We start from the raw sequence: 14,239 nt of genomic DNA on the forward strand, positions 1-14,239 counted from the left end.
TTTAGTACACACGTACTTTACCCGCATGTATTTACAAGCTTACCCCGATATGGACAATAATTAAGCCGTACTATCTATCGGCCGGCACCGGAGCGCCACCGCCTTCTTCCCTGTCTTTTTCTCCGTCCTTGTTTTTAGAGAACTCCAGTTTACCAAACTTGTAGCTGAACGATATACCGAACGATTGCAGCGGGAAACGCCTGATATTAACCTGATCGAATCCATCACCGGTAGTGGTTGACCGTTGGTTGATGTAGTGGGTGAACGGATTAGCGGCAACCAGTCCAAGGCTGGCCTTTTTGTTCATGAACTGCTTACGCAAAGCCAGGTTGTAGAACATAAAGGACGGACGTACGCCCTGTAGGTTACGCTGCGAAGCGTTGTAGTTAAGAAAGCCTTCCACTGCCAGGTCATGTGGGAACTGGTAGCTGGCATTAAGGTTTATACGGTACGTAAAACCGCTTACCGAACCAATTATAGGATTATTGTTGGTGCGGTTAACAAAGAACATGTTTGTACGCAGACTTAATTTTTTTGTAACCGGTACAGATGCAAACAAGTTACCCCCGACGGATGATTGCGTACCAATGTTGGCACGCGTAGTTAACAACACGTTAGAGTAGTCGCGCCCGTTAACATCAAGCGTATCATACCGGGTTGTGAACTGCTGTATATCGGCAGTATTGTGGCGGTAAAAACTACCTACAGAGAAGTTGGCGCCACCATCGAAAGATTTGTTGTAACCAAGCTCAAATTGCTGGCCTTTTTCGGGCTTTAAATTTGGGTTACCTGTACTGATGTTATTAGGGTCGGCAATGTTATAAAACGGGTTAAGATCGCCATAATTAGGGCGTTCTATACGGTAAGAATAGCTCAGTTTTACAGACTGCGTTCCGCCAATCTTATGCGAGAACACAAGAGACGGTGCTAATATGTTGTAGCTGGGTATGGTAACACCCGAGAAGTCTGTAGAGGTTTTGGTATACTCGTTACGCAAGCCACCTTTTACATCCAGAAAATTTTTGAACAAGGATGCAGATACCGAAAAGTATGCAGCATATATCTGGCGCTTGTAGTTAAACGCATAGGTTTGATCAGCGTTGTTAACGTAGCTGCCATCTGCCAGTAAGGTGTCGGTATTCACAACATTCTTCAGGTTCTCTATCACAGCTTTAGCGCCACCTTCAAGCGTTAATGTTTTGCCGAAAGGGTGGGTGTAATCTATCGAGATGTTGGTTTCCCTGTCGTTACCCGGGTTGTTACTCCTGCTGCCGCTGTTTTGGTAACCACCTGTTATATAATCCTGCTCGTTAAAGTAAGAGAAAGTGTTTTTACCATAGCTGGTGGTATACAATACATCAAGTTCCTGCCCTTCATTTTTAAAAGTCTTTTTATAGCTAAGGCTTACATCGGTAGCATTGGTTTTGAAACGGCTATCCGAGCTACGTGTGCTTAACAAATTGGATATTAAATCACCGTCAGCATTAAACTTTTCGCTTTGCTGATCAGTAAGCCCGTAGTTATGATTGCCGAAATGATTAAAACCTACTGTACCGGTTAGTTCGTCTTTAGGTGTAATGCTCCAGTTCAGGCTTAGGCCCGACTGGTAACCACTCCGTGTTGATGTGTTGCTACCGTCTTGCACAAGGTGGCTTGTTGTACTGTCGTTAGGGTTACTGGAATTACGCTCGTTCCTGTTTGTACCGGTAGTTTTAAGCTGCGCGTTGCCGCTAAAAAAAGCATTAAGGCCAAAGTTGCCTTTACGGGCGTTAAAGTTGAATGATCCGTTTTGGAACCTGGTACCGCCTGATGCATTTACGCTGCCGTTAATGCCCTGTACCTTGCTATCTTTTAATATAATGTTGATGATACCACCGGTACCGGCCGCATCGTACTTGGCACCCGGGCTGGTGATCACCTCTATGCTTTTGATCTGACTGGCCGGAATTGCCTGCAAAGCATCAGCAAGGCTTGCGCCAAAAATACTGGATGGTTTTCCGTTGATAAGAAAACGCACGTTAGATTGCCCCTGCAGCTCCACGTTTCCATCCAAATCCACAGTTACCTGAGGTACTTTCTTTAGAACGTCTATTGCTGCTCCGTTCTGCGCGGTAAGGTCATTAGCCGCGTTATACACCATCTTATCTATACGGTTTTCTATAATGGGCACTTTTGCTGTAATGGTAACGCCCTGCAGTTGGTTGGATACCGGCTGCAATGATATGGTACCTACCTGGGCGGTATTACCTGCATCGGTAATAACAACGTGATCTATCGTACTCTTTTTGTACCCAAGAAAATCAACGGTAACTGTATAATCGCCGGCTGGTATGTTTTCAATATTAAAGGTTCCTTTAACATCTGTACTCATGCCATTGAACGGACTTGTTGCCCCTTGTTTAAATACTGATACGGTTGCGTAGTCTACCGGTTGTTTGCTCACCGCATCTATAACTTTACCGCTAATTTTACCCTTAGTACCTGTTTGGGCGTTTAGGCGTAAAGAGAACAAAGAGAAAACAAGTAGAAGGTAAATTGCGGTCCGCATATATTGGTTCATTTTGGTACGAACTGCAAAAGTGCCAAGAATATTTGGCTTGAACGACTTTTTAAAAGCCTCGTTTCATTATTGTTACATATACACTTAGCTGCTACACATTCGTAATAAAATATTTACAAAAACCCTGCGCGAAGTGCACTTTTTAGAATATCAACACGAATGTACCGCCAATAATAAGCAATGCCCCCATGCCCGTTTTAAGGGTTAATGGTTCTTTAAGAAACACTGCTGCAAGCACAATGGCTAAAGCCACGCTCAGCTTGTCTACCGGTGCAACTTGTGTTACTTTGCCCAGCTGCAGTGCTTTAAAATAGCATATCCAGGACAAGCCGGTAGCACATCCGGATAGGATCAGGAACGTCCAATTATTTTTAGTGAGGCCTGCGAAACCACTTGCTGTGCCTTTAAACCAAACAATGCCCCATGCCAGTATCAGTATTACCACCGTGCGTATAGCGGTTGCTAAATCTATGTCGACACCTTTGATGCCTACTTTAGCGAAAATAGCTGTTAGCGCTGCAAACAGCGCAGAAAGAAGCGCGAATATCCACCACATAATTTTTTGTTTAAGACATGAGTATCAATGATCTATTTTACTGATAAATATTTGATTAATAGCATACAATTGTTTGATTAATAGCACACTTAAACGAAAAATATTATCTTTAAAGTAGAAGAAATTTAATCCTGCATGAATAAACTGATAAAGTTTTTCGCATCAAAATTTATATTTTAGCGCTAATTACGTATCTTCATCGTTTTAACCCTAATATGAAAAGAACAGATTTTGTATATTCAGAGGAGTCCGAACCACACCGGATCCGTACAAAAAAAATACTTAAGCAATTCCCGCAGTTAAGAAAACTGATAGGTAAAAACCCTAATACGATATGGGCTATTATCGGGTTGGTTACTTTCCAGGTTGTTATGGCTTGGTTCCTTCGTGATCAGTCGTGGTGGCTGGTTGTAGGTGCGGCTTACTTATTGGGCGCGTTTGCAGACCATGCATTATTTGTAATGATACATGAATGTACGCACCAGCTACTGTTTAAAAACCGCAACGCAAACAGGTGGGCATCTATGTTTGCCAACCTGCCGCAAATACTGCCAAGCGCTATTTCTTTTGAGAAATACCACATTAAGCACCACTCTTTTCAGGGTATTCACGAGTTGGATGCCGATCTTCCAAACCGCTGGGAGGCAAAACTAATCAGCAACTCTTTTGTGGGTAAAGCTATCTGGTTGTTGTTCTTCCCTGTTTTCCAATTGTTCCGTTTATCCCGCCTGCGCGAAATACACCCTATTGACGGTTGGATAATAACCAACTTTGTTATACAGGTGGCCTTCACTACTGCAATATGGTACTTTATGGGCTGGCATTCATTAACGTTTTTATTGCTGAGCTTCTCTTTTTCGGTTGGCCTTCACCCATTGGGTGCACGCTGGATACAGGAGCATTACCTTACCCACAGCGCCGAACAGGAAACTTACAGCTACTATGGCAACCTTAACGTTGTAGCCTTTAACGTAGGCTTCCATAACGAGCATCATGACTTCCCTTCTATCCCGTGGAACAAGCTTCCGGAGATCAAGAAGACGGCACCTGAGTATTACGAAACACTGCACTACCATACATCATGGACAAAGCTATTCTTCCGCTTCCTTTTTGACAGGGAGATCTCCCTGTTCAACCGCATACTGCGTAAAGACCGTGGTCGTGTAGCCATCACCGATGTAAGCAAGCCTGATGCTGAACTTACCATGCAAACAAAAGAAGCGGTGGCTTAAACCTACCGTCAAAAAATACACGAAGGCTGTCCCAAAAAGGGCGGCCTTTTTTGTTTTCCCTCCTGTTGATTTACACCTGTACTTTACCCTATTACTTGCAAATTTATTGTAAAATAGCATAGTAAATTAGTGTGGTTTTTAAAGGTACCTGCATAACTTTTATGGTAAAAACAGGCTTTTTGGTGTTTTTTTCGCTGTTTTTTTGATAATAGATAGAGCGTTAAAAAAAGTGTTCAAACACGACATACACAAAAAAAGCTGAACACTTTTGAACACCGGAGACCAAAATCGCGCTTGTATTAAGAGCCAATATCAATGTCCACTTAAGAAGAATATTAATAGTACTTTTGTAACAAAGTGCAAACAACACTGCCAATTTTATACTATATGAAAGGTTTGCGTGTTATAAATGCATATAAACGAATGAGCCGTCGTAAAAAATTAAATATATTGCTGCCAGTTGTTATCTTGATGTTTATTGGCGCTTACGCCAAACATCATTTTATCGACCAGAAAAGCCTGCCCGAAAGCCATCTGCAGGATAAGGTGATGGACGAAACCTCAGGCGTAGCGGCATCTTCCATTAACCCCGATATCTACTATATACATAATGACAGCGGTGACACAAGCCGCTTTTTTGCCATTACACCTGATGGTAAACTGCATACTACTATTTACTACCAGGGCCACAAGCAGCACCTTGGCGCACTTGATTGTGAAGATATTAGCGTTGGTCCCGGTCCTGTAAAGGGCAAAAGCTACGTTTATGTAGGTGACATTGGAGATAACGGTGCCAGCCGAAAGTTCATAACCATCTACCGTGCGGAAGAAAAGCGCAGCTGGTTAAAGGATACTGTAGCGCATGTTGTACCATCGCCCATAAACCTACAATACCCCGATGCGCCGAAAGATGCTGAAGCAATGATGGTAGACCCTGTAGAGAAGCTATTTTACATTGTTACCAAACGTTACGATTCTGTAAGCGTCTATACATCACCATTGGCTTATAAAAACGATGATACGGTTAAAATGACCTTTCGCACCAGGCTATTCTTCAAGGGTATTAAGCCCTTTAAATGGATCACTGCCGGCGACATCTCTAAAGACGGGCAGAAGATTCTGTTAAAAAGCTACGAAAAGGTTTACTACTGGACCAGACGCCCTAACGAAGCAGTTTGGCAAGCAATGCGCCGGCCGCCGCTAGAACTACCGTATAAACAAGAAAAGCAAGGCGAAGCTATTGGTTTTACCCCCGACGGAAAAGGTTACTACACTATGAGCGAGGGGGTTTTCTCACCCATTTACTATTACAACGTACCTAATTAATTTAGGCTTTAGTTGCGCCTGCGTACTCGCTGGCGTAAGTTCTTGGTGCCTTACCTATTGTGTTTCTGAAAACGTAGTTAAAATTGGTAATACTGCTAAATCCGCAGTGGTATGCAACATCTGCTATGTTGTTATTACCACCGTTTACCAGCAGTTTGCAAGCTTCGTTTACCCTAACCTTATTTACAAAAGCCACGAAAGTTGTACGTGTATGCTTTTTAAAGTACCGGCAAAAGGCATTTGGTGTAAGATGCACCAATGCTGCCACTTCATTAAGCGTTATCTCGCGGCTAAAATTGTGCATTATATAGTTATATACTGATGCAATGCGCATACCCTCCGGATCTGTAAGAGGGTAATTGTTAACCAGTGGCGACAACATCTTTGGTTCTGATATCGAACTTAGGTCTTTTAACATGCTGATAAACATGGACAACTGTGAGGCACCTGATGCATGCTGAATGGCAAGCATTTGATCAGTTAATACATGCGCCCTCTCCGCCGGCACTATAAACCCGCTTTGCCACCCATCTGCAAAAAGCTTAAGTACTTTCATCTCTGGCAAATTAAATAATGAGGAAAGCTTTCCGTTAGGATCAAAAAAAATGGTAAGCGCATGTATTTGCAGTGAAGCTTGCTCGTTGAAATACTCCGGATTGCTTTTAAAGAGATGCGGTTGGTTTGCCCCGAGCACAAATACTTCTCCACCAACAAAAGTGTGCATATTGCTGCCTGCTAGAAGAGTACCTTCTCCTTTTATTACCCAGGTTATCTGCACTTCTGCATGGCGATGCAGGTGCGGGTAAAAATGCGGCAACAGTTCTTCCTGTACAATAATGCTGCTATCATCTGGTACAGGAATGGTAAATGGCAATACCTTCATTAGACGGGTATATTATTAAAGATATTCATGAACTGATATTACTGATCAATTGTAGCGATCCGCGGAAAACAGACTGATATCTACTAAAGGTGTTTGCTCCTGCAGTGTCTCGGCCAGTAATTTACCTGTTGCGGGTGCCAGGCTAAGCCCCATCATGCCGTGCCCTGTGGCCACTGCCAAATTACTGTACTTAGCCGTATGGCCTATATATGGTAACCCATCCGGCGAGCAGGGCCTGAACCCATACCAAATATCTTTTTGCTCCGGAATGGCTGGTTTAAACTGCGGAAAGTATTTTGGTATCGACTGTACAATGCCCTCTACCCTGTTCATGTTGATTTTGTTGTTGAGCTTACCTATCTCCATGGTACCGCCGAATCGAATGCTGCCATTCATGGGTGTTACAGATACCCTTGCCTCGCAAAGCAGCGATGGAATGCTCATGCGCTGTTTAGGTTCAGGCAGCATAAATGAATATCCTTTACCCGGCATTAAAGGTACCTTAATACCTGCCAACTTACCCAATGCAGCCGACCACGACCCGCCGGCTAAAACGTATTTATCAGCAGTAAACATATTATTGCCGCTATTTACCGATGTAATTTTACCGTTTTGGTGTTTAACCTCAGTTATAGTTGTGTTACGGTGAATGATCACTCCTGAGTTTTCAAGAAGCTTTATCAAACCTGCCATTAGCTTATTCGGATAAAGGTGGGCATCGCAATGGTAAAGCACGGCACCCAGTACATCAAGTTCAACTTCCGGCTGCAATGCACGGCATTCATCTGCAGTTAAGTATTGAGCGTCTAAACCTAGCTTTTGAGCTTTCTCGGCTGTATGCCGTTCTTCATCCTCAAATTTAGCTGTCTTAAAAAGCATCATAATGCCTTTATCCTCAAGGCCGAAATTAAATCCTGCTTCTGCATCAAACTCCTGATAAAGCTTTTTGCTTAGAAGAGACAGATCGCGTAACGCTTCAGCAGATCGCTCCACATGCTTTTTATTTGCTGCCTTTAGAAACTTTAATCCCCATCCTATTAATGCAGGATCTAACGACGGTTTTACGTAGAAGGGGCTTTTACTATCAAACATCCAGCGGATACCCTGCTCTACCATGCCCGGTGCAGCAAGCGGTACAAAGTGGCTGGGTACAATCATCCCGGCGTTGCCATAGGAGGCGTTATCGGCCAGATCGCGCTGTTCTAAAACTTCTACCTGCCACCCGGCCTTATTAAGATAATAAGCCGAAAAAAGTCCGATTATACCGCCACCAATTATTATTGCTTTCATGCGTTTGTCCCGTCCCGGGACCACTTTGTTTATCTATTTAAGTTCTTGATCTATGAAGTGATGTAATAACTATATCACCTGGAAACCGAATGCATACGGATCGTCTTCATCGTCAATTTTAATCGTATTGTATCCATATACCTTAGCCCAACCTTCTATCCCGGGTATTATTGCCGGTTTACCACCTAAAGTCACTTCATCTTCTACTGTACCAATAAACTGGCTGCCGATGATACTCTCATGAATGAATCGGTCACCTTTTTTTAATTTACCTTTTGCATGCCATTGAGCCATACGAGCCGATGTTCCCGTACCGCATGGTGAACGGTCAATTGCTTTATCGCCATAAAAAACCGCATTACGTGCTGTAGCTTCGGGAGAAATGGTTTTGCCTGCCCATAACAAATGCGTGCAGGTGTTAATAGTTGGGTTCTCCGGGTGAACAAAAGTGTACTTCTCATTGATCCGCTGACGCAGTACCCGGCTCCACGATATTAACTGATCTGCAGTGTAGTTCTCCAACCCCGGGAAATTCTCCTGCGGATCAACAATCGCGTAGAAATTGCCTCCATAGCTAACATCAATGGTTAACATGCCCAGGTCGGGGCATTCTATTTCTAAACCTTCGGCAGCCAGGTACGATGGTACATTCACCAGCTTAACCGATTTCACCTTTTTACGCTCCCGTTTATAAGAGATCAGCACCAAACCGGCAGGTGCTTCCATACGGATAATACCTGGTGTTTTTGGCGTGATCAGGCCTTCTTCTACTGCGATGGTAATAGTGCCGATTGTGCCATGCCCGCACATAGGCAAACAGCCGCTTGTCTCTATAAAAAGCACGGCAACATCATTTTGTGGATCGTGGGGCGGATAAAGGATACTTCCGCTCATCATGTCGTGCCCGCGGGGTTCGAACATTAGTCCCTTGCGTATCCAATCGTATTCGCGCAAAAAATGCTGGCGTTTTTCGCTCATGTTGGCACCTTCCAGGTTTGGTCCGCCGCCGGCAACCAGCCTCACAGGATTGCCACAGGTGTGTGCATCTATACAGAAAAAGGTTTTATTCATTTTAAAGGGTGATGAAAGCGTATTAATTATTATCGGCTATCTGGTCCATTCATTATTTACCAGCCTCAAAATATCTAGCGGGTTGTTGTCCTGTAACTCTTCAGGCAAAAGATCATGCTCCCAGTTCTGCCAGCATACAGGCCGTACAAAACGCTTGATAGCTGCCGTACCTACAGAAGTGAAGCGACTATCTGACGTAGAAGGGAACGGACCACCGTGCTGTATAGCGTTACCCACCTCCACACCCGTAGGCGGGCCATTAAGTATCACCCTGCCTGCCAGTTTTGCAAGTTTATTTGTTATGCTTTTGTAACTCGCCAGTTCTTCTTTCTCGGCCATAACGGAAGCCGTTAACTGGCCTTGCAGAGAATCTACTATTTGCTCCAACTGTGCTGCATCATCAGCCACAACCAACATGGTGTATGGGCCGAAAACTTCTTCTTTAAACTTGTCGTTAGCTAGGAAAGCCGAAGCGCTTATCTCTGTTACCAACGGAGTGCCTTGGTTAGATTTTTCAGCATCAACCTTGTTTGACTTTACCAAAACGCTTACTGCATCATCGGCCAGCACTCCGTCGGTCAGCTTACAAAAGTTCTCGTAAATACCTGGTGTAAGCATTGTTGATGAACTGATCTCTGTAATTGCGGATACCAGTTCTGCTTTGAAGTTGTCTAATGCTGCCGACTTTATAGCCAATAGCAAACCAGGCTGCGTACAAAACTGCCCTGCGTTATTTGTTATTGCTGCTGATAGTTTAGCCAGTTCAGTTGTGCGGTTTTCTAATGCTTTTGGAAGTAGAAGTATTGGATTAATACTGCCCATTTCTGCGAAAACCGGAATAGGTTCTTCGCGTTCCTGCGCCATTTTCACCAACGCCATCCCGCCTTTGAAAGAACCTGTAAAGGTTACAATTTTAGTTTCGGGATGCTTAACCAACGCCTCGCCAATTGCATATCCGTCATCATACAAGTGAGAGAACACCCCTTCTGGCAGACCGTTAGCTTCGGCAGCTTTTCTTACGGCTTCTGCAACCAGCGCGCTTGTACCCGGGTGTGCAGGATGGGCTTTTACCACCACCGGGCAACCAGATGCCAAAGCAGAGCAAGTATCTCCGCCGGCAACTGAAAATGCCATAGGAAAATTGCTGGCACCAAATACCACTGCAGGCCCTATCGGCACCATCATTTTACGGATATCTGCACGGGGCAAAGGCTGCCTGTCTGGTATAGCGGTATCAATAACTGCTTCAACCCAACTGCCTTCTTCTAACAAATTGGCATACATGTTAAGCTGGCCGGTAGTACGGGCCCGCTCACCTTGCAGCCGCTGAGCAGGCAACCCACTTTCGGCCATAGCCTGTTCTATCAGCTGATCGCCAAGGTTATTTATTTCTTGTGCAATGCTGCGCAGGAAAGCAGCCTTTATGGCACCGCTTGTTAAACTATATGTTTCAAATGCTTTTGCAGCCAATTGCATGGCTTTATCAACATCTGCTAAACTTGCGGCATTAAATTCAGCATCTAACTCCAAACCGGTGGCCGGGTTTATTGCCCTAAATGCTTTATGGCCTTTAACGTACTGGTAACCTACTAAATTTCTTGTCTCCATTATTAACTAACGCCTGTAACGTCCACTTCTTCTTCAACACCCCAACTATCGCGCGGTAACTCCGGGCGATTTTGAACTGCAGTTGTTATAATGTTTAACACCTTCTCTCTTTCGGCACCTGTAATTGCAAGGCGTGGCAAGCGTACAGTTTCAGTGCCCAAACCTGTTACGGTTTCTGCAAGTTTGATGTATTGTACCAACTTTGGATGAATATCCAGTTCCAGCACAGGCAAAAACCAGCGGTAAATAGCTAATGCTTCCTGCATACGTCCTGCTTTTGCCAGGCGGTAAATTGCAACTGTTTCCTTAGGAAAGGCATCAACCAAACCAGCCACCCATCCATCAGCACCCATAAAAAGGCTTTCCAAAGCAAGGGTATCTACACCCGTAAGTATTTTAAAGCGGTCGCCAAAACGATTGATCATACGGGTAACGTTGCTTACGTCGCGCGTAGACTCTTTCACGGCTTGTATGTTAGCGTATTGTGAAAGTTCCTCAAACATGTCCAGCGTAACTTCTATCTTATAGTCGTACGGGTTATTGTAGATCATGATAGGCAGGTGCGTGCTTTTAGCAACATCTGCATAATACTTCGTGGTCTCGGTATCGTCTGCTTTATAACGCAGCGGCGGCAGCATCATCAGGCCATCAGCACCATAGGCTTCCGCATCTTTAGCACATTGAATGGCTGCTTTTGTTGTCTGCTCGGCAATGTTCAACACAACATAAATACGTTTGCTAACCAATTTAACGGCATGTTCTAAAAGACTAAGTTTTTCCTCATTAGTCAGTACGCTGGCTTCTCCAAGCGATCCGCCGATAACGATGCCCTGTATACCTGCTTCTATCTGGGCTTCGATGTTTTTATCGAATGCATCAAAATCAAGTTCGTCATTTTCGGTAAACTTGGTTGTTACCGCAGGGAATACCCCTTTCCATTGTATGCTCATATTGTTTGTTGTGTTTAAACGTATTGCGAATGTGTGTTTATTTCTTTATAGGCTCTACCAGTACCGCGGCACCTAAATCCACGTATTTTACCTGTTGAGGGAACCATACCATCATTTCTCCTTTGCCACGGTTGGCCCAGGCATAATAAGGAATAGCCGTCATGGTCTTGGTTTCGGTGCTTACATTTTGACCTTGAGCATCTATATTAACGGCTTTTACTTCACCTTTAAGCACGGTTAAACCATTAAGCAGATCAGGCTGATATTGCGGTTCGAACGTTGTTGTTCCCGGAACAATAATGTTCGCCGCTTTACCGCCATTATCCTTCCACTCGGCACAATACATCAGCGGGCCACGCTGTAGAGCTATTTTACCGGCATCATCAGGCAGCTTTTCGCTGGCCACTACCCGTTGAACATTCATCGGCAGGGTCATTTCTACCTTATCTCCTTTTTTCCACTTGCGGCTTAATACAGCGTAACCATGCTCGGTGCTGTAGTTGGCGGGCGTTCCGTTCACTTTTATCTCTACCTTTTGATTTGACGGTTGCTGATAGGCATAAAGATCTGATGGTATAGCTTGGTTTTGAGCCCATCCGGGTATCCTTAACTTCAGGTTCATGTCCATTGCCGAACCTGGATTGATAGTAAAGTTGAGTCCGCCATCCCAAGGATAGTTATTTTGCTGAGTAATACTCAACGCTTTGTTGTTTACTAACATGTTGCCTGTACCGCTGATAAACAGGTTTACATAAACATCTTTCCCGTTTTGAGCATAGATGTAGCCAGGTACAGATGGTATTAACCTCGCAATATTAGTTGGACAGCAAGAGCACACAAACCAGCCAGAACGCTCGCGCTCAATATCTGTGTGGGTAAAGTTGTCCTGTATCTGCATAGCATTGGTATAAAAGAACGACTTCCCGTCTAGCCCAACTCCCGAGATAAGGCCATTGTAGAGCGTTTTCTCCATTACATCAATGTACTTTGAATCGCCATGCAGTAAAAACATTCGTTGGTTCCAGAATACACTACCTATCGCGGCACAGGTCTCGTTATAGGCCGTATTGTTAGGTAGCTCGTAGTTACCGCCAAAGCGTTCGCCATCGCCTACCGCGCCAATACTTCCCTGCACGTACATCTTTTTACCAACCATGTTGTCCCATATCTTGTCTATGGCAGCAAGGTATTGCTTGTCTCCGGTGAGGGCAGCCACATCAGCCATGCCAGAGTATAAATACATGGCCCGGACTGCATGCCCTTCAGCTTCGTCCTGGAGTATTACAGGTTTGTCATCCTGATAATAAGTACCATTCTCCCAAACATTTTTGCTCTTCTTGTTATACTCCTTTTTGCCACGCTGGTCTATAAAAAACTTAGCCAGCTCCAGATACTCCTTTTTCCCCGTTATTCGGTATAAGCGCACCAGACCCATTTCTACTATCTCATGACCGGGCGCTACGTGTCGTTTACCCGGGCCAAAAGTTTGAACCAGCAGGTCGGCGTTGCGCAAAGCAATGTTCAGGAAATTGCGTTTACCTGTTGCCATAAAGTGTGCTGCAGCACCTTCATACATATGCCCGGCATTATACAACTCGTGACTGTTCTCCTGCTCTTTTTCCCAACGTTCTTTACCTATCCATGGTCCGGCGTTCAGTGGGTCTATAGTGCGTGCTGTGTATAAATATCCATCCGGTTCCTGTGCTTTACCTACAATGGTTATAAGTGAATCCAGGTAAGCTTCCAGCTTTTTATCAGGATGTACCGCAAGCGAATAAGATGCGCCCTCTATTGTTTTATAGATATCAGTATCATCAAAGGGGTAGGTTGTACAAAATTTGCCGCTACGCGCCGCAGCCATTTCGAAGTTCTTAACTCTACCAGTCGCTTTGCATCGCTCGAATGATGCAGGGATGGTAACCGTTCGATTTGTCTCTATGCGCGATGTCCAAAACCGGTCAGCCAGTTTCACTTTAGTAAATGCTACCGGCTGAATTGGGTAATCCTGCTTTTGTGCCATAGCAGTTAAGCTGGCACAAGTAAGCAGTAGAAAGCAAACCTTTATCATAGTGTTGAATCGTTTGATGAGACGGAATGTAAATCTAATCAAAACTATGTTTTAAAACCATGCGACGATAGATCATTTTTAGCTGATATTAACTATATTTTACCTTCATAAATAAGATAACAAACAAGATCTATGATAAATATTAACAACTATTAACCTATTTCAAATATGCATAGTACTTTGTATTGCATAATACTATATATATTACTATGTTTGTATAAATCAAAAGAATATTCAAGCACATTATGAAAAAAACACTTTTAGCATTCGCCTTTGTACTTGCAGGTACAGCAGCAAGCTTTGCACAATGCGACAAACCCGTAACCCTTCACTCATCAGTAACTAATTATTTAAATGAGAAAGGAGAAATAGAAAAGTCCAAAGATGAGGAGACAACTATCAAACTGTCTAAAACTGAGATCAGCATCACTCCAGGCGACCATACCATGACCGGCGCAGTAACCGATTATACTTGTAATTGGAGCATGCCTTTTAAAGAAGGCAAAACCACTTTCAAATCGTTACTGACAGACAATGATCGTGAAATGCATGCCACCATTATTATTGAAGGTAAAGGAGGCAAGGTGACATTGACATTTACCGTGGATGAAATGCCGGGCAAGAAGATACAGGTGACAGCAGATAAATTTGAATAGCGCGCATAACAATTATGTAAGATTACTGTAACATTTAGC

Annotated in this window: 11 protein-coding genes; 3 read left to right on the plus strand and 8 right to left on the minus strand. The window is 43.9% G+C overall.

The features are described 5' to 3' along the window. Positions 1 to 70: 70 nt before the first annotated feature. Positions 71 to 2,548 carry a TonB-dependent receptor domain-containing protein gene (locus tag AC59GT_RS10975; protein ID WP_497237668.1) on the minus strand — a complete coding sequence of 826 codons (2,478 nt, stop codon included), beginning with the start codon at positions 2,546 to 2,548 and terminating at the stop codon, positions 71 to 73. Between the two features lie 154 nt (positions 2,549 to 2,702). After that, the gene (locus tag AC59GT_RS10980; RefSeq protein ID WP_497237669.1) at positions 2,703 to 3,116 is read right to left on the minus strand and encodes an EamA family transporter; all 414 of its coding nucleotides are present in this window, start codon (positions 3,114 to 3,116) and stop codon (positions 2,703 to 2,705) included. 215 nt (positions 3,117 to 3,331) lie between these two features. On the opposite strand from AC59GT_RS10980, the gene AC59GT_RS10985 reads away from it, so the two are divergent. Together AC59GT_RS10985 and AC59GT_RS10990 are read left to right on the plus strand one after the other, a co-directional pair. Continuing rightward, positions 3,332 to 4,348 carry a fatty acid desaturase gene (locus AC59GT_RS10985; RefSeq protein ID WP_117383821.1) on the plus strand — a complete coding sequence of 339 codons (1,017 nt, stop codon included), beginning with the start codon at positions 3,332 to 3,334 and terminating at the stop codon, positions 4,346 to 4,348. A gap of 423 nt (positions 4,349 to 4,771) precedes the next feature. Further along, complete coding sequence (locus AC59GT_RS10990) at positions 4,772 to 5,674, plus strand: hypothetical protein (protein ID WP_497237670.1); 903 nt, start codon at positions 4,772 to 4,774, stop codon at positions 5,672 to 5,674. A gap of 1 nt (position 5,675) precedes the next feature. On the opposite strand, the gene AC59GT_RS10995 is transcribed toward AC59GT_RS10990, so the two are convergent. From AC59GT_RS10995 to AC59GT_RS11020, 6 genes are all read right to left on the minus strand, one after another. Next, entirely contained in the window at positions 5,676 to 6,557 is an 882-nt protein-coding gene (locus AC59GT_RS10995) for an AraC family transcriptional regulator (RefSeq protein ID WP_497237671.1), read from the minus strand. A gap of 45 nt (positions 6,558 to 6,602) precedes the next feature. Beyond that, positions 6,603 to 7,847 carry an NAD(P)/FAD-dependent oxidoreductase gene (locus tag AC59GT_RS11000; protein WP_497237672.1) on the minus strand — a complete coding sequence of 415 codons (1,245 nt, stop codon included), beginning with the start codon at positions 7,845 to 7,847 and terminating at the stop codon, positions 6,603 to 6,605. Positions 7,848 to 7,916: 69 nt separating this feature from the next. After that, positions 7,917 to 8,918, minus strand: coding sequence for a 4-hydroxyproline epimerase (locus tag AC59GT_RS11005; protein ID WP_497237673.1), 1,002 nt, complete (start codon positions 8,916 to 8,918; stop codon positions 7,917 to 7,919). 36 nt (positions 8,919 to 8,954) lie between these two features. Then, positions 8,955 to 10,526, minus strand: a complete 1,572-nt coding sequence (locus tag AC59GT_RS11010; RefSeq protein ID WP_497237674.1) for an aldehyde dehydrogenase (NADP(+)) — start codon at positions 10,524 to 10,526, stop codon at positions 8,955 to 8,957. A gap of 2 nt (positions 10,527 to 10,528) precedes the next feature. Then, positions 10,529 to 11,476, minus strand: coding sequence for a dihydrodipicolinate synthase family protein (locus AC59GT_RS11015; protein WP_497237675.1), 948 nt, complete (start codon positions 11,474 to 11,476; stop codon positions 10,529 to 10,531). 37 nt (positions 11,477 to 11,513) lie between these two features. Then, complete coding sequence (locus AC59GT_RS11020; RefSeq protein WP_497237676.1) at positions 11,514 to 13,496, minus strand: glycoside hydrolase family 127 protein; 1,983 nt, start codon at positions 13,494 to 13,496, stop codon at positions 11,514 to 11,516. 293 nt (positions 13,497 to 13,789) lie between these two features. Between AC59GT_RS11020 and AC59GT_RS11025 the strand changes: the two genes are divergently transcribed. Further along, positions 13,790 to 14,200, plus strand: a complete 411-nt coding sequence (locus tag AC59GT_RS11025) for a hypothetical protein (RefSeq protein WP_497237677.1) — start codon at positions 13,790 to 13,792, stop codon at positions 14,198 to 14,200. Positions 14,201 to 14,239: the final 39 nt, after the last annotated feature.

This window comes from Mucilaginibacter sp. 320_HR (genome assembly GCF_059691875.1).

Excerpts from the sequence above, each read along its gene's own strand:
- AC59GT_RS11015 (WP_497237675.1), bottom strand. The coding sequence starts at position 11,476 with ATGAGCATACAATGGAAAGGGGTATTCCCTGCGGTAACAACCAAGTTT.
- AC59GT_RS10975 (WP_497237668.1), bottom strand. The coding sequence starts at position 2,548 with ATGCGGACCGCAATTTACCTTCTACTTGTTTTCTCTTTGTTCTCTTTA.
- AC59GT_RS10995 (WP_497237671.1), bottom strand. The coding sequence starts at position 6,557 with ATGAAGGTATTGCCATTTACCATTCCTGTACCAGATGATAGCAGCATT.
- AC59GT_RS11000 (WP_497237672.1), bottom strand. The coding sequence starts at position 7,847 with ATGAAAGCAATAATAATTGGTGGCGGTATAATCGGACTTTTTTCGGCT.
- AC59GT_RS11025 (WP_497237677.1), top strand. The coding sequence starts at position 13,790 with ATGAAAAAAACACTTTTAGCATTCGCCTTTGTACTTGCAGGTACAGCA.
- AC59GT_RS11020 (WP_497237676.1), bottom strand. The coding sequence starts at position 13,496 with ATGGCACAAAAGCAGGATTACCCAATTCAGCCGGTAGCATTTACTAAA.
- AC59GT_RS10985 (WP_117383821.1), top strand. The coding sequence starts at position 3,332 with ATGAAAAGAACAGATTTTGTATATTCAGAGGAGTCCGAACCACACCGG.
- AC59GT_RS11010 (WP_497237674.1), bottom strand. The coding sequence starts at position 10,526 with ATGGAGACAAGAAATTTAGTAGGTTACCAGTACGTTAAAGGCCATAAA.
- AC59GT_RS11005 (WP_497237673.1), bottom strand. The coding sequence starts at position 8,918 with ATGAATAAAACCTTTTTCTGTATAGATGCACACACCTGTGGCAATCCT.
- AC59GT_RS10990 (WP_497237670.1), top strand. The coding sequence starts at position 4,772 with ATGAGCCGTCGTAAAAAATTAAATATATTGCTGCCAGTTGTTATCTTG.
- AC59GT_RS10980 (WP_497237669.1), bottom strand. The coding sequence starts at position 3,116 with ATGTGGTGGATATTCGCGCTTCTTTCTGCGCTGTTTGCAGCGCTAACA.